Here is a 26333-nt window from a genome sequence, read left to right as displayed (position 1 = left end):
ACAGAGGCCCCACCGGAAACAAACTCCGGCGGGGCCTCAACCAAGGAACGCAAGTCAAGCGGGATTCAATTCATCCTTCACTGATAACCGTAGGACGCACTCCGCTGATGAGATTGTCCATAGCCTGTGGCATTCGGCCAAAACTGGCGACCCACGTTTCGATCAGATAGATCTCGCTCTGCTCGTCAATGCCGAGGAAGTATCGACCCATATCAAGGACTCCGATTGGGAAGAGCGACTTCCCAATCTCTTCGCCCCATTCGAGGAACCTGTCCTCTTCGCCGGAGCACAGAAGCGGGTCAAGTTCGAACGGCTCACGCGCCCGATTGACTCCGAGGCCCGAGATGTCCACCACAAGGCCGCCAAATTCAGCCAAGAAGGCCCGAGCCGCATCGTGGACGACCACCCCAGCCAACCCCAGGGCAGCCACCCACGAGGACGTACCTACCTGCCTTCCTGCGTGCCATCCCGCATCGCGGAGGACTGTCCGCGACTCAGCCGAAAGATCGTTCACCACCCTATCCCCTCAAACGTGACATCGAATGCGTCTTCGAGGGCTACGCAACTATCACATGGCCCGACAGGCATTCCATGCATTGGATTATCGTTCGAACTTCGCACGATAACCGCCGCAGCACGAGATCCGGTTGGGTTGAATCCATCACTCAGAGCATCCGACACGCACACCGCCAGCCCACATCTTCCATGACCAACGCCCCGTTCGCCCTCAGGAATATCATCCAAAATGGCTTGAACGTCAGGGTGAAGCTTGGGAGCCACACCACGAATGCTAGGACTCGAATAGATCTGACCTCCCGGCAGCTGAAGAGCCTCTGCCACTGCCGGTCTCGCCTTACCCGGCGTGATTGTCGATGCCGTATCAGCCGCCGCTCGTGCAGCCCCCAGTACCGGGCAACTATCCGGACCATTGGAATTGTGGACCAAGATCGGGACGCCGCCCGCCAGCACATAGTACGTATGCGTGCTGGACACCGTCAGGTTGTTGACGGTCGCCGTCTGGGTCCACGCCTTGACCGCCGTGACCTGGACGTACGTCCCCGCCGACGTCTGTAGCCAGTCCCCCGACCGCAGTTCGCTCGCCTTGGCCCAGCGGTGTTCCTTCGGCAGCCAGATCGGGTGGCCGTCGGTGGCGGTGATGGACTTGCCGTTGGAGAGGGTGAGGCGGACGAGGTGCTTGGTGCCGTGGCCCTGGATGGTCGCGGTGACTGTCTGCGTGGCGATGCCGCCCAGTACCGGGTCGGTGGACTTCACCTTGTCGCCGGGTCGGAGGTCCTTGATGGCCTTGGACTTGCCGTTCGCCAGCAGTACCCGGGTGTTCGGTGTGAAGCTGTTGCACTTCCCGCCCGCCTCCACCGCGTCCTCACCGGCGTCGGAGGCCCTGCCCGCGTCCTTCTCCGCGGTCTTCGCGGCCGACCTCTCCGTCGCCTTGGCGGCCGTCTTCTTCTCGACCGCCTTGGCCGCCTTCTCCTCGGCGGTCTTGACGACCTTCTTCTCGACCACCTTCGTCGTGGCCTTGGCGGTCGTCTCCTCGGCGGCTTTCACGGCCGCCTGTTCCGTGCCCTTGAACAACAGACCTTTGCCCAAGGCCAGCTCGGCCCTGGTCGCGATCAGGACCGGCTCACCCTGGCCGCGGGTGACGAGCAGGATGCCGACCGTGACCGACGTCATCAGGCAGGGGCCCAGGGTGGGATGGGTCGCGCAGCTCACGGCGTCCGCGGCACCGGAGTACTCGTAGAGGGCGTGCGGGATGGCCTTCGTCGCCTGCCAGGCCTTGTGCCGGATCTGGGACCAGCCCCAGAACTGGCCGTTCGGGTCCTCCTTCGTCACCGGGCTGTTGTCCGCGTAGGCGTAGCCGCCCAGTTGGAGGAGGTCGGAGAGGTCCATCACCGGGTCGATGGTCGTGAAGCGGCCCGTCACCGGGTCGTAGTCCCGCGCGCCCAGGTGGATCAGGCCCGTGCTGGACTCGTCCGCGCCGCCGATGTACGTGCTCGAACCAGCCCAGGTGGCCGGGGCGGCCTGGTCACCGCGGAGGTTGCCCCACGCGTCGTAGGAGCGGGTCGCGACCGCCATCCCGGAGGCCAGTTTGATCTGGACCGTGCCCGTGCCCTGGGTGTTGCTGATCTGCGCGGCCAGGGTCTGGGCCGAGGTGGCGCTGGAGGTGTAGCGGACCACCGTGGGGGCGCCCGCCTGTGCGTAGGTGCGCACCGCCCTGGTGGAGGTGTTCGTCTGGGATCCCCAGACCTCGGTCTCTCCCAGATACAGCGTGGTCCAGCCACCGGTGGTCTTCGCGATCCGGTTGCCGTCCGCGTCGTACAGGTACGACGTGGTCGCGGCTAGGGCGAACTTCTGGGTCGACGCGCTCGCCGTGCACGCCGCCAGGGTCAGGTCCGTGCCGGCCGTGGTGGCCGGGGCGTTGAGGCACAGCTTCGACGTCGCGTTGTAGAACGTGCCGTCCGAGCGGAGCGCGAAGGACTGGGTCGTCGCGTCGGGTACGCAGGTCTTGAGTGTGATCGCCGAGCCGGAGGCCGTGCCCGCCGCCGTGACGCACTTGCCCAGCACGGTCAGTTTGCCGCCGTTCGCGCTGAACTTCTGCGCGGGGCTGCCGTTGCAGGTGTAGATCTGGATGACCGTGCCGTCGGCGGTCCCGGCGCCGGCGTCGTCCAGGCACAGGCCGCCCGGCCCGGTGACGGCTCCCTTGCCCGCGCCGAAGCCGGACACCGAGGTCAGCAGGCCCTCGCCGTCGTACACGAAGGACTGGGAGTCGCCGTTGATCGTGCGCGTGGCGGTGCGGCCGGCGTCGTCGAAGGTGGCGGAGTTCGTCTCCGTCACTGTCTTGGTGCCGGAGTCGGCCGGGGTGACCGTCTTCTTGGTCCAGTCGGTCAGGGTGTTGGGCTGGCCCGCGTCGCCGTACGCGTACGAAGTGCCGCCGTCCAGCGCCGAGTTGAGGGCTCCGGTCGAGGTGCGCTGGGTGCTGTGGTCGGTGACCGTGGTGCGGTTGCCGAGGTCGTCGTAGCGGTACGACTGCCAGTACGGGAGGGAGCCGTAGGACGCCGTGCCCGTCGCGATCGTCGAGGGGGACGGCGCCGTTCCCACTCCGCCCGATGCGATCGCCGACGCGTCGGTCGCCTTCCACGTGGTGCCCGCCGAGTCCGTGCAGCTCTTGGCCGTGGCGCCGGTCCAGGCCTCGGCGAGCTGTCCGCGGGCGTCGTACGTGAAGCACTGGTTGTCCCAGGTGGTGGCCGCCCCGGAGGTCGAACCCGTCGCCACCAGGCTGGTGTTGCCCGCCTGGTCGTAGGCGTATGCGGTCTGGGAGACCAGGCCGGCGGCCGTCTGGGTGGCGGCGTAGGAGTGGACGAGCAGGCCGGTGGGCTCGTCGTAGAGGGCGCTGGTCCACACCCGGTAGGGGTTCTCGCCGGTGGTGGTGCGGGTGATCTGGCCGTACGGATTGTAGATCGCGCCAGTGGTGTACCAGTCCCAGCCGGAGGTGGAGACCGGCAGGTCCTGGGCGTTGTAACGGGTGATGATCTTCTCGGCCGTGGCCATGCCGCCGGGAGTGGCGGGGAGGGTGGCCGACTGCTGCTTGCCGGTGCGGGTGTAGGTGTACGCCCAGTGGTACGAGCCGGACAGGTTGTTCGTGGTGTTGCTGATCGCCGGGACGGTGACCGTCTTGCCGGTCAGCTGGCCCTTGGGGGTGTAACCGGTCGCCTCGGTGACGATGTCTCCGGCGGTGGACCCGGGGGTGGTGTGGCGCACCGAGGTCGCCGGCCGGCCGATGCCGTTGGTCGCCGTGTCGTACGTCCATTCCGCCGCCGGGAGCGTCGCCGAGCCCACGGTGAGGGAGGACTGGCGGCCCAGCGGGTCGTAGCCGTAGCGCAGGACCTTGCCGGTGGCGTCCTTGGTCTGGGTGACGCGGTCCTGGTCGTCGTACCAGGACCGGCTGGTGCCGGAGTCGGGATCGGTGCTGGTCAGGACACGGTGGCGGGAGTCGTAGGTCCAGGACCAGAGGTGACCGGACTTGTCCTTTACCTGGGTGCGGTTGCCCAGGGCGTCGTACTTGGTCTCGGTGTACGTGCTCGCTGTGCGGGCGGCGTCGGTGTAGGTGATCTGCTTGACCGCGCGGCCGATGGCGTCACCGATGGTCTTGGTGGCGGTCCCGCCGGCGGGTGGGACGACCAGGACCGATGCGTCGCTGTCGCTGTAGGTGGCCGTCGTGGTCGCGAACTCGGCGTTGTGGTGCAGGGTGACGGACTTCAGCGGGCGGCCGAGGCCGTCGTACGTCGTCTTCGTCGAGTTGGGGATCGGCTGCTGGCTGGCCGGCAGGTGCCAGGTCTTCGCCGGCAGGCCGGTCGTGTAGTAGCCGTTGTCGGTGCGGGCGGGGCTGCCGTGGTCGTCGTAGCGGACCGAGGTGACGATGCGGCCGAGGCCGGTGGCGTCCGGTGACTGCGTCTGGACGGTGCGCATCATGCCGTCGTAGAAGGTGACCGAGTCGCTGTACATGCCGTTGTCGCGCAGGCTGCTGGTGACGACCCGGGTCGGGGTCCTGGAGCCGAGCCCGTACGTGATCTTCGTGGTCGGCAGGGCGTCGTCGTCGCCGGGGAGCCAGCCGGTGGTGAGGCGGCCGAGCAGGTCGTAGGCGTAGCGCGTGACGCTGCCGTTGGGGTCCTTGGTGGTCAGGGACAGGCCGCGGGCCGGGTCGACCGTGGTGACCGTCGTCTGCTGCTTGGCGTTGGTGATGGTGGTGCCGGTGACGACGTAGGCGCTGCTGCCCGGGGTGTAGGTGGTGCCGGTCACCTGGGTGCCCTGGGTGACCTTGGTGGGGCGGCCGTAGTCGTCGTATTCGGTGGTGGAGCTGGTGACGCTTGCGGTGCCGTCGCCGTTCAGGGCTTTCTCGCTGGTGGCGTCGCCGAGCGCGTTGTAGCCGGTGGTGGTGTCGGAGACGACCTTGGCGGTGGCCGCGGTCGTGACGTTGTCGCAGTCGGTGGCCGCGGTCAGGACCCGCTGGGGCAGGCCGTAGAGGTTCAGCGACTCCTTGTTGGAGTACGTCGTGAGGGTGCAGGTGGTGTCGCCCGTGACGGGGGCCGTGTCACCCGGGGATGTCAGCGTGACCGTCGAGACCTCGCTGAGCCTGGGGAGACCGTCGCCGTCCACGGCGGTGGTGGTGCGGGTGCCGCGCCACTTGCCGTCGTAGGCGGTGAGGTCGTCGACGCGCTTCATGTAGGTCCGGCGGGCGACCAGGTCGCTGTCGCCGGTGCGGACCCGCCGGGCAGTCTCGGTGCTCGCGCCGGGCAGAGTGATCACCCGGCTGTGCGCGGCCGCAGCGCTCTCCGCGGAGAGGTAGGTGACGGCCTCGGCGGCTTGGCCGGCGTATTCGTCGGCGCCGTCGGAACTGAGCGTGGCGCCGGTGTCGTCTTTGAGGGGCTTTCCGGAACCGCGGAGGTAATACGTCGTCGATCGGGAGCGGGTGGCGGCGGCTCCGTCGGGATCGCCGACCTCGGTCGTGACGTAGGCGTAGCCGCGCCAGTCGCTGTGGGTGCGCTGCGAGGGCTTCGTGAACTCGGCGTCGCTCTTGGCCCAGTAGCCGCCGCCCCCATAGGCGTAGGTGGTGACCACATCGGGTGAGGCGAGCGCGGTCTGGGTGACGACCGTGTCCTGCTCCATGACGCGGGCCACGGTGAACTTGTTGAACCAGGACAGCGGCGGGTTCTCGACGCTCTCGTCGGGCGACCAGTGCACCGGGTAGCACGCGGCGGTGTTGTCGGCGATGTCGGTCGTGGCGGGGGCGTAGGTGCAGCCCTTGTTGTACTCGACGACGGTCTTCTTGCCGTTCTCGTCCGTGATCCCGGTGATGCGCGGGTGGATGTAGGTCAGTTCGATGTCGGCGCTGTTGTCACGCACCCGGTTGGGCAGGGGGGTGCCGTCGAAGGCGACCGCGGGCAGGTTCTGGCCGGGGGCGTCGTCCGGGTCTGTGGTGTCGGTGTCGTAGGCACCGTGCTGGATGCCGGACAGCCACAGGCCCGGGGAGGTCTGGTACCACTCGCCCTTGAATGCCTGGCTGAGCGTCCACTCGTCGATCGGATGGAGGGTGCTTGTGCCGTCGCGGTGGGCCCAGGCGACGACCTTCTCCAGGCGCTTGCGGGTCCAGAAGGACGGGAAGGTCGGACACTGCTTGGAGGTGGCCGTCTTGCAGAGCAGGGTGCGCGGGGTGTCGTACCAGACGCGGTACTTCGCGGGGTCGTCTGAGGTGAAGTCGTCCGCGTCGCACTTGCCGCTGTTCGCGTTGAGGCAGCGCTCGTCGGTCCGGAACTCGACCTTGGCGGCGGGGACCGCGTCGAGGTCGTCCTTGTTCAGGCCGTACTCGATGCTGACCGGGTAGGAGGCGCGGGCGTATTTGACGGCCGTCTTGGTCGCCTTGTTCTTGGCGTAGTAGTTGTACTCCTGCTGGTAGTTGACGACCATCGCGTTGCCGTGCGCGTCGACGACCTCGTCGAGCTGCCACGACCAGGCCTGGTTGCAGGAGGAGTCCTTGAAGGCGTCCGCGTGGCAGGGTTCCTTCGGGTCGTTGCCGAAGACGGGGACGGTGGAGACCGAGTCTGTGTCCGCGTGTCCGCCGCCGACCCTGTCCAGGCCGAAGTAGTACTTGGTGCCGTCGCGGGTGGTGGCGACCCAGTACTCGCCCTTGTCGTCGTTGTCACCCCCGTCGCCGTTGTCGGCACCGGTCTTCCGCTCCACCTTGGTGCCGTCGTCGGAGCGGGGGTGCCACTCTCCGGTGGTGTCGTCGCGGACCAGCTCGACGGTGGTGCCGCCGAGGGACATCACCGCATTCCAGGAGGCCCAGCACAGGTCGCCGGTCTTCTTGGCCTTGCCCTTGTTGTTGGCGTTTTCGCCGTCCTGGTCCTGGCCACAGCTGCGGTACGACCGCTCGATGTGCCCGGTCTCGTACGACCAGCCTTCGCCGATCCAGGAGGTCTGCGGGTTGGCGGAGGCCGTCTTGCCGTCCACGGCCTGGGAGTTGTACGAGAAAGCGACGGTCGGCGTCGGGCCCGCGGACACTGGCGGGCTGTCGATCGCATACGTGTAGGAGAAGCCTCCGGACGACGAACCGGCCGCCCAAGTGCCCGCCGAGGACAGCGGGGTGGCCCGGAAGGAGCCGCCGCCTCCGCTGCCCGAGTCGCCCACGCCCAGGACTCCGCCGGACCCGGCGGAAGCGGCTGCGCTGACCGCCTTCGCGGACGTGCCGTGCCAGACGGCCGGCTGGACGCTGCCCCGGGAGAGGGCCGCCGCCGCGTCGGCCGTGGTGGTGCCGGTGGCGGTGTCGGCGGCCATCGGGGTGGACAGGTCGAGGGTGGCCTCGACCTTGGTGTCGCCCAGGTCGGTGGTCTCGTTGCCGTCGGCGTCCGTGGTCGTGGCGTCGGGCCGCTGGTCGGACGAGTCGTCCAGGGGCTCGGGGGTGGCGCACGTCTCGTTGTCGGGCTGGGTGAGGAAGCACTCGGGGTAGCGGACCAGTTGGAGCCGGTCGGACCACTGGGCGCCGAAGTAGTTCTTGAAGTCGGTGGCGTCGATCTGGACCTTGGCCGGTGCCGGGGTGGTGTCGCTGGTGGTGATCTGCATCAGCAGGCCGTTCACGCCGGCCGCTGTGGTGTCGGCCTGGCTGAGCACGTTCACCGACCAGGTGCCTGTCGGTTGCTGAGTCGTGTCGTCGGAGGCGGCGCCGATCTTCACCGGGACCCCGCCGTCGACCTGGACGAACCCGTCGGGCGCGGTGGCCAGCTTCTCCGGGGTGACGTCGGCGGTGCCGTCAGGGCCCGCTGCCGGGATGATCGTGCTGCCGTCCGGCGGATCGGTGTCGTCCTGGGCCTGGTCGATGGCGTACTGCCGGGCGTAGCCGTCCGGGGACTGGTCGACGCCGTCCACCGGGTCGGTCGCCGGTACGTCCACCATGGCGGCGACGTCATCGGTCGGGGGCGGTTCGGCGACCGCCCGGCCGTCCAATACCCCGACGGACAGGGCGAGCGACAGCAGCAGGACACCGCCGGGCGCCATGACGCGGCGGATCCCTCGGTGCCAGCGCGGACGTGATCGACCGAACACGAAAGGAACCCCCCGGTGAGCGCGGCCGGGAAGTCACCCCGGTCGGCAGTGCGGACGAAGCCGTAAGGAAAATGTGAGGAAATCAAGAAGATGATCAGCCGGGATTATTGGCCACTCGTGCGCTTCCACGCCAGAGTGTTCGACCTTGTGTGCCATTGATCACTGAAGGAAGCATGACAAGAATGCCCAACTCCGGTCAGATTGCAGGCAGTTAAGAGTGGAATAAGGCACCTCCGGCACCCTCGCGCGACAACGGCCGCCTCGCAACTCTTGTTCAGCCTCCTTCATCCCTTCATGATCTCCACACGTCCTCCCCGCGTCCCCGGCAGAGACCACCGGGCCGCCCGAGCGGGAGGGCCGTTCGCATGTCGCCACCGTCAGAGGGGAAACGGTCCGGTGTCCTCCGCTTCTTGGCCGGGCAGGCTGAGTCAACGTCACCTGCGCCTGCTCGCGGCCCTGTTGGCCCTGCTGCTGGCCACGGCCACCGCCTGGGTGCTGCTCCCGACCCACGACCAGGACAGCGGCGGGGCGGCGGCGAAGAGCCCCGTCGCACCACACCCCCGCACGGAGCCCGAGGCCCGTGCCCTGGCCGAACGCACAGGCCACCCGGCCGAGGTGGTCACCGCCCGCACCGCGAAGACCACCACGTGGGCCAACCCGGACCGCACCCTGACCACACGGATCCACGTCATGCCGGTGCGCACCAAGGTCGACGGCCAATGGCGGGCAGTCGATCCGACGCTGCGCCGCAGGTCCGACGGGAACTGGGCGACGAAGGCCACGACGACATCTGTGGTGCTCTCGGGCGGGACCAAGAAGAAGGCCGCGTCCTCCGGCGTCAACCAGGCCACCTATGTCCACCCCGCAGCGGACGCCGAGGACGTCACGAGCACCCTCGTCACCCTCACCACCGCCGGCCACACCATCCACCTCACCTGGCCTGGCCCGCTCCCTGCTCCCGAGGTCGAGAGCAACGAGGCGCTCTACCGCGAGGTGCTGCCGGGCGTGGACCTCGTGCTGGCCGCGACCGACGGAGGTTTCTCCGAGGTTCTCGTGGTCAAGTCCGCCGAGGCCGCGGCCAATCCGGCACTGAAGACCGTCTCGTACGGTCTGACCTCGCCGGACCTGACGATGAAGCTCGACTCGCGCAGCGGATCCATCCACGCCTACGACGCCGATGGCAACGACGTCGCGGCCACCCCGACCATGCTGATGTGGGATTCGACGGGCAAGGACGCCACGAGCGACAACCTGACGCACGGAGACGGCGGCCCCGACGACCCGGATCCGACTCCGACACCAGATCAGAGCGGATCGGCGAGTCCGACCGCAGAAGCCGGTGACGACTCCGACGCTGCCCGGCGCCACGCGGCCGAGGACGAGCACGCCGACACCGACTTCGACGACGTCTCCCCCGAGCCCACCGCGACCACGGAGACCGACGGGGACGCCACGGCCTCCGCCTCCACGCCCGCTTCCGAGCCCGAACCGGCGGTCACCCAGCCGGCAGGCGACGAGGACGCGGTCGTGGTCCCCACCACCACCGCCATCGACCGCGAGATCCCGGGCCTGACAGGCCCCCAGCCCGGCACCCGCACCTCCCGCGTCGACCCCTCGCTGGCCGCCGACGGCACCATCACCCTCACGCCCGACCAGGGACTTCTGACCGGGGCGAACACGACGTACCCGGTCTTCATCGACCCCAGCACCAACACCGACGCGGGCAACTGGACCACCGCCTACAAGCGGGGTTCCTGGGCCACCGCCACCTTTTTCAACGGCCGTGGCTTCAACAAGGGCACCAACGAGGCGCGCGTCGGATACGAGTCCGACACCTTCGGCAGCAGCCGTTCGTTCTTCACGATGGATTGGCCGGAGAAGGTGCGTACGACCTCCATCAAGGAGGCCACGCTCAACATGAAGGAGACGTACGCCTGGTCCTGTTCCAAGCGGGATGTCGAGGTGTGGCGCACCGGCGACATCGACAAGAAGACCAGTTGGTCCAACCAGCCCGGCTGGAGCGACCATCTGGACACCAGGTCGTACGCCAAGGGCTACAAGAAGAGCTGCGCGGCCGGGAACACCGTCTTCGATGTCCAGGACGCCGCCCAGTACGCGGCCGACCACAGCCTGAACCACTGGACACTCGGGTTGCAGGCGAGCAACGAGGACGATCAGTACGCGTGGAAGAAGTTCCAGGCCACGAACGACAACGCGGGCCCGAGCATCGACGTCACGTTCAACACCAAGCCGAACAAGCCCAGCAAGCTCAAGATGAGCCCGGGCAAGTGCACCACCAGCTCGCCCTACGTCACCATCGGCGACAACGACCAGATCACCTTCTCAGCGGCCACCTCGGACCCGGACGGCAAGGACGATCTGGACGTCATGCACCTCACCCTGAAGAACACGGGAACGGGCACGGTGTACAACCGGGAGGCGAGCGCCTCCGGCAAGAGCACTACGAGCGTGGTGTTCGACAACACCGACTCCAGCGGCAAAAGCGTTCTCAAGGACGGCACTTACTCCTGGAACGTGTACGTCAAGGACGATTTCAGGCCGACAGCGGCCCAGTCCCCCACCAGCTACACCTGCTACTTCAAACTCGACACCGTGGCCCCGAAGACACCGACCGTGAGCTCCACGGACTTCGACGAGGCGGACGGCGACAACGACAGCGGCGGGGACCAGTGGTCCAAGGCCACGTTCGGACAGGCCGGTTGCATGAAGTTCACCAACTGGATCTCGGACAGGGTCACCCAGTACGCCTACAGCTGGAACAGCACGACGTACGACAAGTCCACCAAGATCAGTGACAGCAACAGCTGCACCACCAAGTCGGGCGACGTGATCACCGGTAACGCCATCACATCGGTCGTCTCCGTCACCCCACCCCTGGCCGGTCCCGCCATCCTCTACGTCAAGGCCGTCGACGCGGCCGGCAACGAGTCGGTGACCCCGAACTCGTACAAGATCTTCGTGAGCCCGAAGGACCGTGACGAGGCCGCCGGTGACATCACCGGTGACGACAAGCCGGACCTGCTGACCATCACCGAGAGCACTGACGACGAGGGCGTCGTCCATGACGACTTGCGCGCCTACCCGTCCGGCACCAAGGGCGACCTGTTCATCGGCATGGATCCGTCCTATGGCAAGACCACCAAGAACACCGCCTACGCCGACGGCTGCACCCAGACGGTCAGCTGGAGAGGCGCCCTGATCACCCACCTCGGCGACTACTACCCGGGCGACGGCCTCCAGGATCTGGTCGCACGCACGGGCGATGGCACCCTGTACGTCTACCCCGGCGACGGTTACGGCGGCTTCAACACCTGCGCCCGTCTGCCGATCCTGCTACCCGCCAAGGGCACCGATGCCGGCGGCGCGAGCGTCGATGTCCCCGCCCCGTCCACCTTCGACCAGATCCTCTCGGCCGGCGACGTCACCGGCGACGACCGTCCTGACCTGTTCGTCACCGCCGGCACCCAGTTCTGGGCCTTCACGGGTTACACCGGCGCCTCCTTCTCCGGCGCCCGGCTGCTCAACGACGGCACCGCCTGGCCGGGCCGTGACCTGGTCAACGTCTCCGACATCACCGGCGACGGCATCGCCGACCTGCTCTACCGCTCCACCAGCGGCCGCGCCCTGCTGCGCCAGGGCAAGGCCAACACGGCCGGCAACGGCGTCGACGTCCTCTCCCTCGCCACAGCCGCCGCCTCGTCGACCGGCACCGACGGCGAGTACGCAGCGAGCGGCTGGTCCCCGACCGACGTGCCCCGTCTGCTCGGCATCCCCGACGTCACGGCTGACGGCATCCCCGACATCTGGGCCCACATGAGCGACGGCAGCGTGCGGCTGTACTCGGGCGGCAAGTCCGTCGTCGGCAGCTCTACGACGGTGATCGGCAACTGGACGGGGAAGCTGGCGTTCGGCTGAGCCGGGGGCCGGGGGTGACGGGCTCGCAGTCACCCCCGGCCGGGACTCCCGCCTCGTCCTCCGCGTCGTTGGCGACATGCTCCACATCGAGGTCAATGACGCGAAAACGTCCTGTACCCACCGGAACGCGCCCCGTCACGTGCCGGTACTCCACCGCCCGGCCCCACGCGTGATCAAAGCCTTAAGACGAAAACCGGGGAGAGAACCAACCCCGCCCCGCCCCACCGTGCTTTCACAGAAGCCCTGGTCACCCGTACGAGTGGCGTTCCTCAACTCAGTTGGATTTCCCACCGGTTCGCTGGCATATGCTCGCCGCGACCACACCACCGCAGACATGCGACGGCCCCCGCCGGGACGGCAATCCCAGTGCGAGGGCCTGACCACCGAGGAAGTAGGAGCTTCCCGATGGACACCCCGAACCTTAGCGCGCCCCTCTGCGCCCAGCAGCTGAATCCGCGCGGAGTCACCCACATCAATGTCCCGCACACCACCCGCTTCACGGTCGTCGGCAACCACCTCGCCCAGCACCGGCAGCTCTCGCTCACCGCGATCGGCCTCGCCCTGCACATCCAGTCGCTGCCGGACGAGGCCCGCGTGGACATCAAGACGCTCGCCGACCGGTTCACCGAGGGCGAGACCCGTATCGCCGCCGCCCTACGTGAACTGAAGGCCCACGGCTATCTGGCCCAGGTGCGCAAACGGCTCCCCAACGGGCGGGTCGTCACGCACACGGTGTCGTACAACCGGCCCCAGGGCCGGCGCCTCGAGAGCAGCCCCCCGCCCACTGCCCCCGAAGGGCCACCCCCGCCGGCCCCCGACGCCGTACCGCCGCCACCGCCCGCCGTCCCGGAACCCCGGCCCACGACACCTGCGCCGCCCTCCCCCTCCCCCGCGTCCAAACCCCCGCTCCTCGAACCCCAGGACCGCGACCCGGAGCTCCAGCGTGCCGCCACCGCCCTCCTCGTCACGCTCCATCACGACGACCCCCGCTTCCTCCTCGCCGAACGCGATGTCCAGCGACTCGCCCCCGCCGTCGCCACCTGGCTCGAGCGCGGCGCGCGTCCTGAAGCCGTACGCCACTCGCTGACCTCGAACCTCCCGCGCGACCCCGTGCGCCATCCCGCGGCCCTGCTCGCCCACCGGCTCACCGAGTTCCTCCCGGCTCCGGCGCCTCCCGCCCCGCCACCCGGCAGCGATCCCGTCCCTGTAGCCCCGATGGTCAACTGCGACGGCTGTGACCGGGGCTTCCGGACCTGGGAGAAGAACGGCCGCTGCCGCGACTGTCGCGAGGCGGGCCGCGGCGCCCGCGACGCGGAAACCTGACAGACCCGTCGGCACGCAGCCGACGGACACCGCCCCCCAACCCGAAGCCCGGAGGCACGCCCCCGTGAACGAACCAACGACCGTGCACGGGCGTGAGCACGCGATGATGTACGCCGAGCTTCTCGACACCGCCGCCCGGCTCGACACGCTGCGGCGTCTGGAGGGCAGCGCCGTCGACCCGCACGTGGGCGCCGCCATGCACGCGGTCCGGTTCGCCGCCACCATCATGTGGCCGACCGCCCCGCACATGCCGCCGCCCGGCTACCGCCAGGACAGCGAAGGCATCCTCGAACTCATCGCGCACTGGCGCGAGGCAGCACTCGAAATCGGCGAGTTCGCCCCACCGCCCCCCACGCTGCGACTCGTCAGCGACACTGCATCTCCCGCGTAGCAGCCGTCAGCCCCTCCAAGGCGTTGGACTTGCCGCTGCCGGGCACCGCCCCGCAGCCAATCTGGCCGCAGAGCGGTGAACCGGTCTTCAGGCGGGGCGGGATCGGCCAGGCCCGGGGCTCGGAATTCGACCGAACCGCGACCGAAGCAATCGAACCACGACCGAACCGGACCAGCACCCATACCGACGACGTCAGCGCACGTCCACGTGGTCCCCGCCGCTCGTCGCGCCGCCCGTCGTGTCGTTGCCCCCGTACGACCAGCGCCAGGTCCCGTCCTTCGACGCGGTGACCGTGGTCTTCAGGGCGCCGGTGCTGCTGGACGCGACCTTCTTGACCGTGACGAAGGAGCTGGTGCCCGTCTCCCGGAACTGGAGGCTGACCGAACGGCCGCCGTAGCCGCCGTACTTCTTGGTCGCCCAGTTCGCACGGGTGAGGTTGCCGGTGACGGTGATCTTCTTGCCCTTGACGACCGGTTCCGGCCCGGCGTTCACGGTGACCTTCGCCGCCCGCTTGAGCCGCACGGTCAGGGACCGGGTCTCGCGCTCGTGGGCCGCGAGGTTGCCGTTGGCCTTGAACAGGAACAGGGAGACGGCGGTCTTCCATGTGGTGGCGTCGCTGTTGGAGGCGACCTCGTCACGGCTCGGGTGCGGGTCGATGTAGAGGGACCCCTCGCACTCGGCCTTCTTGTCGCTCTGCTCGTAGCAGGTGTAGCCCCCGGGACCGATGTAGTGGGCCATGGAACCGGCCAGGTCCTGCGGCAGGGTTCCCCGGTAGAGGAAGGGGAACGCGTCGTACCGGAACGGGTCGCTCGTGCTGTACCCGGGCGGCAGGGTGATCTTGAAGGTGAGGGACGGCTCCACCACCTTCGAGGTGCCGACGACTATCGGCTTGCCCTTGTTGATCACGATGTCGGACACGGTGATTCCGGTGTCCTGAGCTTGGGCCGCCGGGGCGTTCAGGACGGTGAGGGCCAGAGCCCCCACGAGTGCGGCTCCGGTGGCCGTACGTCTGCCAATGGTCATTACCACCTCATTCGTTGACGGGAAAGAAGCGGCAGACTATCCCATGACCCGATCATGACTTCCGCTTGCCCTACGGCCAGTCCACCAGCGCCATGAACACGCCGTAGACGCACGGCACCAGCGCCGGTGCCGCCAGCGCGAGTCCCAGCCGGCGGGCCGTGTTGCGGCGTTCCCACGGCAGGGCCCAGCCGGCGGCCAGCAGGAACAGGGCGAGGCCCAGGGCCTCCGAGCAGCACCGGGAAGGCGATGCCGAAGCTCGACTCGAAGCGGTCGGCCTCGGGGGCCGCGCAGGAGTCGCATGCCATCGCGGAGAGGCCGCCGACGGCGTAGGCGAGCAGACACGCGGGCAGGGTGAGGAGCGTCGAGAGCAGCGGGGCGACCCAGGCGCCGTTCGCGCGGTCGTCGTCGAGCGTGAGGTCCGGCATGGGTCCATCACAGCGCGCGGGTACACGCGGCCGCATGAGCGTTCGTACTCAGAAAGGCCGTTCGCCGTACGGACGTTCAGGCGCTCGCGTTCCGCAGTCGGGCGAACGACGTGTCCAGACCCCGCTTCAGCAGCCGTGCCGCCGGCCGCTCCACGAACCGGTGCACCAGCCAGCTCAGCAGCATGAACCCGGCGATCACGGAGACGATCAGCAGACGGGCGTCCATGGTGTCGCGCAGGCGGTTGATGACCGTCGTACCGGCCGCGTAGTGCATCAGATACAGCGGATACGTCAGCGCGCCCGCCGTCACCAGCCACCTCCAGCGGATGCGGTCCGTGGCGCCGAGGGCGATGGCGACCATGACGAGCAGGAACACGGTGAAGATCGCCACGCTCCCCCGCCATCCCGACACATGCTCGACCTCGTCGATCCTGATGCCGAGTTCGCGCTGGCCCATCAGCCAGGCCATCGCGAGGATCCCCCACAGCAGCAGGTCCTGGCCGAAGCGGTGCATCAGATACAGCGCCAGGCCGCCGATGAAGTACCAGGCACCCTCGGGGTTGGCGACCAGCTCCAGGAGGGGGAGTTTCGAGATCGGGGCGAGCATGGCCGCGGCGCCCCACACACAGCAGAAGACGACGACCTTGCGGTAGGTCAGACCGCTCCACACGACCACCAGGAAGAGGAGGTAGAAGCGGAGTTCCGACCAGAGGGTCCAGTAGACGCCGTCGACGTTCATGACGCCCGAACCGGACTGGAGCATCGTGATGTTGAGGAGTACGTCCCGCATGCGCAGGCGGTCCCACACGCCGGGCAGCAGCATCAGGACGGTGGTGGTGAACGCGATGGCGAACCAGTACGCCGGGTACAGCCGGATCACCCGTGACACGAAGAACTGTCTCGGGGTACGGCCCCAGCAGGACATGCAGATCACGAAGCCGCTGATCACGAAGAAGATCTCGACGCCGATCCAGCCGTAGGAGGCGAACCGGAAGACCGTCGGCATGATGTCGGAGACCGGCCGGTCCCAGATGCGGTTGCCCGGCTGGTCGACGCGGTTCGTGCCGGCGTAGTGGTGCACGGCGACCATGAGGGCGGCGAGGAGCCGGATGCCGTCGATGGCGTAGAGCCGGCGGCCGGCGCGGTCCCGTACGGAGGCGTGCCGGGCGGCGCGCGTGGGCTGTCCCGGCGGGGCGGGCGCGGTGAGGGGCGGAAGGGGCTGCTGCAGGCCGCTGACGACCCGCCGGGGTATCGACGTTCTGCGCTCCGCATCCTGCATCGACACCTGCGTGTCCGCCGTCCTCGCGAGGGAATGCCGGGCCGGGAGTGGCCACCGGACGCCTCAGGCTACGACCCGCACAACCGCCCCACAGCGGCCAGACAAGAACATTCGGGACGGCCTCGGCGGGGAGTTGGCCGAAGTCTCGGAAAGGCGTCCCGCAGAGTTCGCCGACTCTTCACCCCGCCCCGTGCAACCCCACGCGAAAAGGCCCGTACGACCGAAGTCGTACGGGCCCCTTCAGAGACCTACCGGGTCAAGATCAGGCGTTGATCTTGGTGACCTGGCCGGCGCCCACCGTGCGACCACCCTCACGGATGGCGAACTTCAGGCCCTCTTCCATGGCGACGGGCTGGATGAGCTCCACCTTCATCTCGGTGTTGTCACCCGGCATGACCATCTCGGTGCCCTCGGGGAGGGTCACCACGCCGGTCACGTCCGTCGTACGGAAGTAGAACTGCGGACGGTAGTTGTTGAAGAACGGCGTGTGGCGGCCACCCTCGTCCTTGGACAGGATGTAGGCCTGCGCCTCGAACTCGGTGTGCGGGGTGACCGAGCCCGGCTTGATGATGACCTGGCCGCGCTCGACGTCCTCGCGCTTGATGCCACGGAGGAGCAGACCGACGTTCTCACCGGCCTGGCCCTCGTCGAGCAGCTTGCGGAACATCTCGATACCGGTGACCGTGGTGGTGGTCTTCTCGGTCTTGATGCCGATGATGTCGACGGTCTCGTTGACCTTGAGGACACCACGCTCGATACGACCGGTGACGACGGTGCCACGACCGGTGATCGTGAAGACGTCCTCGATCGGCATCAGGAACGGCTTGTCGACGTCACGCTCGGGCTGCGGGATGGACTCGTCGACGGCCTTCATCAGGTCGAGGACGGTCTGGCCCCACTCCTTGTCACCCTCGAGCGCCTTGAGCGCCGAGACCTTGACGACCGGCAGGTCGTCGCCCGGGAACTCGTACTCGGAGAGGAGCTCACGCACCTCGAGCTCGACGAGCTCCAGGATCTCCTCGTCGTCCACCATGTCGGCCTTGTTCAGGGCGACGACGATGTAGGGAACGCCGACCTGGCGGGCCAGGAGCACGTGCTCCTTGGTCTGCGGCATCGGGCCGTCGGTGGCGGCGACCACGAGGATGGCGCCGTCCATCTGCGCCGCACCCGTGATCATGTTCTTGATGTAGTCCGCGTGACCGGGGCAGTCGACGTGGGCGTAGTGACGCGTCTCGGTCTGGTACTCGACGTGCGCGATCGAGATGGTGATACCGCGCTGGCGCTCCTCGGGAGCCTTGTCGATCTGGTCGAAGGCCGAGGCCTCGTTCAGGTCCGGGTACGCGTCGTGCAGCACCTTGGTAATGGCGGCCGTAAGGGTCGTCTTACCGTGGTCGATGTGACCGATGGTGCCGATGTTGACGTGGGGCTTAGTCCGCTCGAACTTCGCCTTCGCCACGGGGTCCTCCTGTGGAGTGGTTCTGAACGCCTTGCTTCATCGGCGCCAGGTGATCTTTGCTGGAAAGCCTCGGCCCGGGGGCACTCCCCGCGCAAATACGGGTGAATGCCCCTCCGGGCTCCGGAGTCAAGCCTAAAGCGTGCGAACGCGGTGCGTTACTCGCCCTTGGCCTTCGCGATGATCTCCTCGGCGACGTTCCGCGGAACCTCGGCGTAGGAGTCGAACTGCATCGAGTAGCTTGCGCGACCCGACGTCTTGCTGCGGAGGTCTCCGACGTAGCCGAACATCTCCGAGAGGGGCACGAGGCCCTTCACGACGCGGGCACCGGCCCGCTCCTCCATGGCCTGGATCTGACCACGGCGGGAGTTGATGTCGCCGATGACGTCGCCCATGTAGTCCTCGGGCGTGGTGACCTCGACGGCCATCATCGGCTCGAGCAGCACGGGGCTGGCCTTGCGCGCGGCCTCCTTGAAGGCCTGCGAGCCGGCGATCTTGAACGCGAGCTCGGAGGAGTCGACCTCGTGGTAGGCACCGTCGAGAAGAATGACGCGGACGCCCGTCATCTCGTACCCGGCGAGGATGCCGAACTGCATGGCCTCCTGCGCACCGGCGTCGACCGAAGGGATGTACTCCTTCGGGATACGACCACCGGTCACCTTGTTCACGAACTCGTACGAGGCGTCGCCGCCCTCGATGGGCTCGATCGCGATCTGCACCTTCGCGAACTGGCCGGTTCCACCAGTCTGCTTCTTGTGCGTGTAGTCGACGCGCTCGACGGCCTTGCGGATCGTCTCACGGTAGGCGACCTGCGGCTTACCGACGTTGGCCTCGACCTTGAACTCACGGCGCATACGGTCGACCAGCACCTCGAGGTGCAGCTCGCCCATACCACCGATGATGGTCTGGCCGGTCTCCTCGTCCGAGTGGACCTGGAAGGAGGGGTCCTCCTCCGCGAGACGCTGGATGGCGACACCCAGCTTCTCCTGGTCACCCTTGGACTTGGGCTCGATGGCGACCTGGATGACCGGCGCCGGGAAGTCCATGGACTCCAGGATGACCGGGTTCTTGTCGTCGCTCAGCGTCTCACCGGTGGTGGTCTGCTTCAGGCCCATCACGGCGACGATGTCGCCGGCGCCCACCGACTCGATCTCCTCACGCTTGTTCGCGTGCATGCGGTAGATCTTGCCGATGCGCTCCTTCTTGCCCTTGACGGAGTTCAGCACCGCGGTGCCGGACTCCAGGCGACCGGAGTAGATCCGGACGAAGGTGAGCTTGCCGAGGTGCGGGTCGCTCATGATCTTGAACGCCAGCGCGGACAGCGGCTCCTCGTCGGACGGCTTGCGCTTGACGACCAGCTCGGGGTCCTTCACGTCGTGGCCCTCGATGGCCTCGACGTCGAGCGGGGTCGGCAGGTAGCGCACGACCGCGTCGAGCAGGGGCTGGACGCCCTTGTTCTTGAACGCGGTGCCACAGAACACCGGGGTGACCGTGACGCCGTCGGACTTGCCGGACGCGATGGTGATGCGACGGATCGCGGCGTACAGCTGCTCCTCGGTGGGCTCCTGCCCCTCCAGGAACAGCTCCATGATCTCGTCGTCGTTCTCCGCGACGGCCTCGACCAGCTTGCCGCGGTACTCCTCGGCGGCCTCGGTGTGCGTGGCCGGGATGTCGACGACGTCGTACATCTCGCCCTTCGCCGCCTCGGCGGACCACACGAGCGCCTTCATGCGGACCAGGTCCACAACGCCCTTGAAGTCCATCTCGGCGCCGATCGGCAGCTGCATGACGAGCGGGACGGCGCCCAGGCGGTCCGAGATCATGTCCACGCAGCGGTGGAACTCGGCGCCGGTACGGTCCAGCTTGTTCACGAAGCAGATGCGCGGCACACCGTAACGGTCGGCCTGACGCCACACCGTCTCGGACTGCGGCTCGACACCGGCGACACCGTCGAACACCGTGACGGCACCGTCGAGCACGCGGAGCGAACGCTCCACCTCGACCGTGAAGTCGACGTGCCCGGGGGTGTCGATGATGTTGATCGTGTAGTCGTTGTCCTCGAGCGGCCAGTGACAGGTGGTGGCAGCAGAGGTGATCGTGATGCCACGCTCCTGCTCCTGCTCCATCCAGTCCATGGTGGCAGCGCCGTCGTGGACCTCACCGATCTTGTAGCTGACGCCGGTGTAGAAGAGGATCCGCTCGGTGGTGGTCGTCTTGCCCGCGTCGATGTGGGCCATGATCCCGATGTTGCGGACCTTGGCCAGGTCAAGTGAAGTGGTAGCCATAAGGCTTCGGTCTTCTCTCGGTCTCGATGGGGTCTGCGACTACCAGCGGTAGTGCGCGAAGGCCTTGTTGGACTCGGCCATCTTGTGGGTGTCCTCGCGCTTCTTGACGGCCGCACCGAGGCCGTTCGAAGCGTCGAGAAGCTCGTTGAGCAGACGCTCGGTCATGGTCTTCTCGCGACGGGCGCGGGAGTAACCGACCAGCCAGCGCAGGGCGAGCGTGTTCGCACGGCCCGGCTTGACCTCGATCGGGACCTGGTAGGTCGCGCCACCGACACGGCGGGACTTGACCTCGAGGGTCGGCTTGATGTTCTCCAGCGCGCGCTTCAGCGTGATGACCGGGTCGTTGCTGGTCTTCTCGCGCAGGCCCTCCATGGCGCCGTACACGATGCGCTCGGCGGTGGAGCGCTTGCCGTTCAGCAGCACCTTGTTGATGAGGGAGGTCACCAGAGGAGAACCGTAGACCGGGTCGATGATGACCGGGCGCTTCGGGGCGGGGCCCTTACGAGGCATTTCTACTTCTCCTTCTTGGCGCCGTAGCGGCTGCGGGCCTGCTTGCGGTTCTTGACACCCTGGGTGTCAAGCGAACCGCGGATGATCTTGTAGCGAACACCGGGCAGGTCCTTCACACGACCGCCACGCACGAGCACGATGGAGTGCTCCTGCAGGTTGTGTCCCTCACCCGGAATGTAAGCAGTGACCTCGATCCCGCTGGTCAGACGCACACGCGCGACCTTACGCAGGGCCGAGTTCGGCTTCTTCGGGGTGGTCGTGAACACACGCGTGCAGACGCCACGACGCTGAGGGGAACCCTCGAGTGCGGGCGTCTTGTTCTTCTCGACCTTGTCCTGCCGGCCCTTCCGGACCAGCTGCTGGATCGTAGGCACTACTTCTCCGGTTTCTGTGTGCCGAATGGTAAAGCTAACCTGGAACTTCGCCGACCCACGCGGTCGGGTGTGTCGAATCCGGCGGACTCCCGCCGCGAGGCGAAAAGGGCGCAGATTGCGGTGGCCGCTCGAGGCTCCCCTAGTGCGGTTGAAGGCACGCACGGGAGCCAGGGCACACCCCAGGCACAAGGTCTGAGCGTACCCAGCTGACTCGCTGCGGTCAAAACAGATGGACGAGCGCAACCTCTCGATGCGTCGGTGTCAAGCCCCTACGCCGTGGATGATCTTCGATTTCACATGGCGCACACGCGCGGGCGACGTCTTCTCGCGGTACTCAGCCGGAGGCGAGGCCCACCGCGATCAGCAGCGTCATCACGACCGACCACGCGGCGATCGACAGCCAGCCGAACACGAGCCCGGTCAGCGCGAGCCCGTCACCGCCCTCTCCCGTCCGCTCGATCTCGGCCCGCGCCGCGTGTCCGAGGATCACCGCCGGGATCCCGGTGAACCCGAAGGTCGGCACGCACAGCAGCCCGCACACCGCGGCTCCGACCGCCTTCCCGTTCGCCCGCGGCCGCGGGGCGGGCAGGAACGTCCGCGGTACGGCGGTGACGGGCGCCGGGTGGGGCATGGGCCCGAGCGGCAGATCGGACACGAGCAGCGCCAGCTCCCCGACGGTCCTCGCCCCGTACGCCCGCTCCACCCGCTTGTCGAACTCGTCCTTCTCCAACCGCCCCTCCCCGTAGCCGGCCCTGAGCACATCGACGGCCCGCTCACGGTCCGCGTGGGAGGCGAGCATGGCGGAGGCGCTCGGCAGTGCCTGCGGGGCGGGATACGCGGGCCAGGGGCGCGCGACGGGGCTGTGCGCGCCGGTCCAGGGCCGAGCCACCGGACCGTCTCTGCCCGGCCCTGACGGCGACTCGTCCTTGCCCTGCCATGCTTGCCACGACGGTTGCGACACAGGAGCACCCCCTGGGCGGTCGAATGCCTCCATGATGCTCCAACGCCCCGATACCGGGACAGGTTCCCGCTCCCCCAACGGGAAACGCCCGGACGGGTCACCGTCCTCCTCGACCGGTACGCCAAGCTGCGAGCGTCGGCGCCCCCGCGGGGCTCCCGGCGACCGCAGGGCCGTCGAGCCGCTCTCAGAGCCCTCCTGACGGTCGGCACGCCGAAGGGCGGCCACCCCGTACGAAACGGGGTGACCGCCCTTCAGTCGTTCAGACGCAGGCCCTACTGGTTGTAGGGACCGTAGTCGTAGTCCTCCAGCGGCACAGCCTGCCCGGAGCCCGTGCCGAACGGCGAGTAGTCGATGTCGTCGTAGCCGACGGCCGAGTACATCGCGGCCTTGGCCTCCTCGGTCGGCTCCACCCGGATGTTGCGGTAGCGGGACAGACCCGTACCGGCCGGGATGAGCTTACCGATGATGACGTTCTCCTTGAGGCCGATGAGGCTGTCGGACTTGGCGTTGATCGCCGCGTCCGTCAGGACTCGGGTCGTCTCCTGGAAGGAGGCGGCCGACAGCCAGGATTCCGTCGCCAGCGAGGCCTTGGTGATACCCATCAGCTGCGGACGACCGGAGGCCGGGTGACCGCCCTCCTGGACCACACGACGGTTCTCCGTCTCGAACTTCGAGCGCTCGACCAGCTCACCGGGCAGCAGCTCGGCGTCGCCGGACTCGATGATCGTCACACGGCGCAGCATCTGCCGGATGATGATCTCGATGTGCTTGTCGTGGATCGACACACCCTGCGAGTTGTAGACCTTCTGGACCTCGCCGACCAGGTGGACCTGGACGGCACGCTGGCCCAGGATGCGCAGCACGTCGTGCGGGTTGGTGGCACCCACGGTGAGCTTCTGGCCCACCTCGACGTGCTCGCCCTCGCTGACCAGGAGTCGGGCGCGCTTCGAGATCGGGAACGCCGTCTCGTCGCTGCCGTCGTCCGGCGTGATGACGATCTTCTTGGTCTTCTCGGTCTCCTCGATCCGCACGCGGCCCTGGGCCTCGGAGATCGGGGCGACACCCTTCGGGGTACGGGCCTCGAAGAGCTCGACGACACGCGGCAGACCCTGGGTGATGTCGTCACCGGCCACACCACCGGTGTGGAAGGTGCGCATCGTCAGCTGGGTGCCGGGCTCACCGATGGACTGGGCGGCGATGATGCCGACCGCCTCACCGATGTCGACCAGCTTGCCGGTGGCCAGCGAGCGGCCGTAGCACATGGCGCAGGTGCCGACGGCGGACTCACAGGTCAGGACCGAGCGGGTCTTGACCTCGGAGACACCGTGCTTGACGAGCTCGTCGATGAGGACGTCGCCGAGGTCGGTGTTGGCCGGGGCCAGCACCTTGCCGTCGACGGTGATGTCCTCGGCCAGCGCACGGGCGTACACGCTGGTCTCGACGTTGTCCGCCTTGCGCAGCACACCGTCCGCGCCGACCTCCGCGATCTGGAGCCGCAGACCGCGCTCGGTGCCGCAGTCCTCCTCGCGGATGATGACGTCCTGCGAGACGTCCACCAGACGACGGGTCAGGTAACCCGAGTCGGCGGTACGCAGGGCGGTGTCGGCCAGACCCTTACGGGCACCGTGGGTGGAGATGAAGTACTCCAGCACGGACAGGCCCTCACGGAAGGACGCCTTGATCGGACGCGGGATCGTCTCGTTCTTGGCGTTCGACACCAGACCACGCATACCGGCGATCTGCCGCATCTGCATCATGTTTCCTCGGGCACCCGAGTCAACCATCATGAAGATGGGGTTCGTCTTGGGGAAGTTCGCGTTCATCGCCTCGGCGACCTCGTTGGTCGCCTTGGTCCAGATCGCGATGAGCTCCTGAGTGCGCTCTTCCTTGGTGATCAGACCGCGCTCGTACTGCTTCTGGACCTTCTCGTCCTGAGCCTCGTAGCCCTTGACGATCTCGACCTTCGCGTCGGGAACGACGATGTCGGAGATGGCCACGGTGACGCCGGAACGGGTCGCCCAGAAGAAGCCGGCCGCCTTCAGGTTGTCGAGCGTCGCCGCCACGATGACCTTGGGGTAGCGCTCGGCCAGGTCGTTGACGATCTCGGAGAGCTGCTTCTTGCCCACCGAGTAGTCGACGAACGGGTAGTCCTCGGGCAGCAGCTCGTTGAAGAGCGCGCGGCCCAGGGTGGTGCGCAGGCGGAACGTGTCCCCCTGCTGCCACTCGGGCTCGCCCTCCTCGCGCGCCGGCGGCGTCCAGCCACGCGGCGGGATGGTGCCCACCGGGAAGCGGATGTCGACCTGCGACTGGAGTGCCAGCTCACCGGCGTCGAACGCCATGATCGCCTCGGCCGTGGAGCCGAAGGACCGGCCCTCGCCCTTGGTGTCACGCAGCTCGCCGTCGGTGGTGAGGAAGAACAGACCGAGGACCATGTCCTGGGTCGGCATCGTCACCGGACGGCCGTCGGCGGGCTTGAGGATGTTGTTCGAGGACAGCATCAGGATGCGGGCCTCGGCCTGCGCCTCCGCGGACAGCGGAAGGTGGACGGCCATCTGGTCGCCGTCGAAGTCCGCGTTGAACGCGGTGCAGACGAGCGGGTGGATCTGGATGGCCTTGCCCTCGACCAGCTGCGGCTCGAAGGCCTGGATGCCGAGGCGGTGCAGGGTGGGCGCACGGTTCAGCAGAACCGGGTGCTCCGCGATGACCTCTTCGAGGACGTCGTACACGACCGTGCGGCCGCGCTCGACCATCCGCTTGGCGCTCTTGATGTTCTGCGCGTGGTTCAGGTCGACCAGGCGCTTCATCACGAACGGCTTGAAGAGCTCCAGCGCCATCGCCTTCGGCAGACCGCACTGGTGCAGCTTCAGCTGCGGACCGACGACGATCACGGAACGCGCGGAGTAGTCCACACGCTTGCCGAGCAGGTTCTGACGGAAGCGGCCCTGCTTGCCCTTGAGCATGTCGGACAGCGACTTCAGCGGACGGTTGCCGGGGCCCGTGACCGGGCGACCACGACGGCCGTTGTCGAAGAGCGCGTCGACGGCCTCCTGAAGCATGCGCTTCTCGTTGTTCACGATGATCTCGGGCGCGCCGAGGTCGAGGAGTCGCTTCAGGCGGTTGTTGCGGTTGATCACACGGCGGTACAGGTCGTTCAGGTCGGAGGTCGCGAAGCGGCCACCGTCCAGCTGCACCATCGGGCGAAGGTCCGGCGGGATGACCGGGACGCAGTCGAGAACCATGCCCTTGGGGCTGTTGGAGGTCTGCAGGAAGGCAGACACGACCTTCAGCCGCTTCAGCGCACGGGTCTTCTTCTGGCCCTTGCCGGTACGGATGATCTCGCGAAGGCGCTCGGCCTCCTCGTCGAGGTCGAAGGACTCCAGGCGCTTCTGCAGCGCCGCGGCACCCATCGAACCGTCGAAGTAGGTACCGAAGCGGTCCCGCAGCTCGCGGTAGAGCAGCTCGTCGCCCTCGAGGTCCTGGACCTTGAGGTTCTTGAAGCGGGTCCACACCTCGTCGAGACGGTCGATCTCGCGCTGCGCACGGTCGCGCAGCTGCTTCATCTCACGCTCGGCACCCTCGCGCACCTTGCGGCGCACGTCGGCCTTGGCACCCTCGGCCTCCAGCTCGGCCAGGTCGCTTTCCAGCTTCTTGGCGCGGGCCTCGAGGTCGGCGTCACGCCGGTTCTCGACCTGCTGACGCTCCACGGAGACGTGCGCCTCCAGGGAGGGCAGGTCGCGGGTGCGGCGCTCCTCGTCGACGTACGTGATCATGTACGCCGCGAAGTAGATGACCTTCTCCAGGTCCTTCGGAGCGAGGTCGAGCAGGTAGCCGAGGCGTGACGGAACGCCCTTGAAGTACCAGATGTGGGTGACGGGGGCGGCCAGTTCGATGTGGCCCATCCGCTCACGACGCACCTTGGCGCGAGTGACCTCGACGCCGCAGCGCTCACAGATGATGCCCTTGAAGCGGACACGCTTGTACTTGCCGCAGTAGCACTCCCAGTCCCGGGTCGGACCGAAGATCTTCTCGCAGAAGAGTCCGTCCTTTTCGGGCTTGAGGGTGCGGTAGTTGATGGTCTCGGGCTTCTTGACCTCGCCGTGGCTCCACTGACGGATGTCGTCAGCGGTGGCCAGACCGATCCGGAGCTCATCGAAGAAGTTGACGTCGAGCACTATGCGTCAATCCCTCTCAGGGTTGTAAGTCTTGGGGTCTGAAACGGGGGTCCAGGGGCCGGCCGGAGGTTCCTCACCAGGTCCTCCGGCCG

General features: G+C 67.7%; 13 protein-coding genes. 3 read left to right on the top strand and 10 right to left on the bottom strand.

The window, feature by feature from the left end; all coding sequences use genetic code 11:
• Positions 1-70: 70 nt before the first annotated feature.
• Both BFN33_RS27380 and BFN33_RS27375 read right to left on the bottom strand, forming a co-directional pair.
• Positions 71-514, bottom strand: coding sequence for an SUKH-3 domain-containing protein (locus tag BFN33_RS27380; protein WP_218109051.1), 444 nt, complete (start codon positions 512-514; stop codon positions 71-73).
• The gene (locus BFN33_RS27375) at positions 511-8061 is read right to left on the bottom strand and encodes a ricin-type beta-trefoil lectin domain protein (protein WP_069762812.1); all 7551 of its coding nucleotides are present in this window, start codon (positions 8059-8061) and stop codon (positions 511-513) included. Before BFN33_RS27375 ends, BFN33_RS27380 begins: the two co-directional genes overlap by 4 nt.
• A gap of 444 nt (positions 8062-8505) precedes the next feature.
• Here BFN33_RS27375 and BFN33_RS27370 point away from each other — a divergent pair, with 444 nt between their 5' ends.
• The 3 genes from BFN33_RS27370 (at position 8506) to BFN33_RS27360 (ending at position 13759) form a co-directional block, all read left to right on the top strand.
• Complete coding sequence (locus BFN33_RS27370; RefSeq protein WP_069762811.1) at positions 8506-12045, top strand: hypothetical protein; 3540 nt, start codon at positions 8506-8508, stop codon at positions 12043-12045.
• Positions 12046-12450: 405 nt separating this feature from the next.
• Entirely contained in the window at positions 12451-13368 is a 918-nt protein-coding gene (locus BFN33_RS27365) for a DNA-binding protein (protein ID WP_069762810.1), read from the top strand.
• Between the two features lie 64 nt (positions 13369-13432).
• Complete coding sequence (locus BFN33_RS27360) at positions 13433-13759, top strand: hypothetical protein (RefSeq protein WP_256122884.1); 327 nt, start codon at positions 13433-13435, stop codon at positions 13757-13759.
• A gap of 192 nt (positions 13760-13951) precedes the next feature.
• Here the strand turns inward: BFN33_RS27360 and BFN33_RS27355 are convergent, their stop codons facing one another.
• The 8 genes from BFN33_RS27355 to BFN33_RS27320 all read right to left on the bottom strand — a co-directional run bounded on the left by BFN33_RS27355 (position 13952) and on the right by BFN33_RS27320 (position 26241).
• Complete coding sequence (locus tag BFN33_RS27355) at positions 13952-14782, bottom strand: hypothetical protein (RefSeq protein ID WP_069762809.1); 831 nt, start codon at positions 14780-14782, stop codon at positions 13952-13954.
• 501 nt (positions 14783-15283) lie between these two features.
• A complete protein-coding gene (locus BFN33_RS27350; RefSeq protein ID WP_069762918.1) occupies positions 15284-16486 on the bottom strand; it encodes an acyltransferase in 1203 nt (400 codons plus the stop codon).
• Between the two features lie 262 nt (positions 16487-16748).
• Positions 16749-17942, bottom strand: a complete 1194-nt coding sequence (gene tuf, locus BFN33_RS27345; protein ID WP_057607917.1) for an elongation factor Tu — start codon at positions 17940-17942, stop codon at positions 16749-16751.
• 155 nt (positions 17943-18097) lie between these two features.
• Positions 18098-20224 carry an elongation factor G gene (fusA, locus tag BFN33_RS27340; RefSeq protein ID WP_069762808.1) on the bottom strand — a complete coding sequence of 709 codons (2127 nt, stop codon included), beginning with the start codon at positions 20222-20224 and terminating at the stop codon, positions 18098-18100.
• Positions 20225-20263: 39 nt separating this feature from the next.
• Entirely contained in the window at positions 20264-20734 is a 471-nt protein-coding gene (rpsG, locus tag BFN33_RS27335; protein WP_005481264.1) for a 30S ribosomal protein S7, read from the bottom strand.
• Between the two features lie 2 nt (positions 20735-20736).
• The gene (rpsL, locus tag BFN33_RS27330) at positions 20737-21108 is read right to left on the bottom strand and encodes a 30S ribosomal protein S12 (RefSeq protein WP_003948652.1); all 372 of its coding nucleotides are present in this window, start codon (positions 21106-21108) and stop codon (positions 20737-20739) included.
• A gap of 334 nt (positions 21109-21442) precedes the next feature.
• On the bottom strand, positions 21443-21907 hold the full coding sequence (locus BFN33_RS27325; protein WP_069762917.1) for a DUF1707 and DUF4190 domain-containing protein: 465 nt from the start codon (positions 21905-21907) through the stop codon (positions 21443-21445).
• A 434-nt stretch (positions 21908-22341) separates the two neighbouring features.
• Complete coding sequence (locus BFN33_RS27320; protein WP_057607920.1) at positions 22342-26241, bottom strand: DNA-directed RNA polymerase subunit beta'; 3900 nt, start codon at positions 26239-26241, stop codon at positions 22342-22344.
• Between the last annotated feature and the right edge of the window lie 92 nt (positions 26242-26333).

Origin of the sequence: Streptomyces sp. LUP47B (genome assembly GCF_001746295.1) — a bacterium.
In the GTDB taxonomy this organism is placed as follows: Bacteria; Actinomycetota; Actinomycetes; order Streptomycetales; family Streptomycetaceae; genus Streptomyces.
The sequence above is the reverse complement of the archived record's forward strand: the minus strand, read 5'-3'. Positions and strand labels throughout refer to the sequence as shown.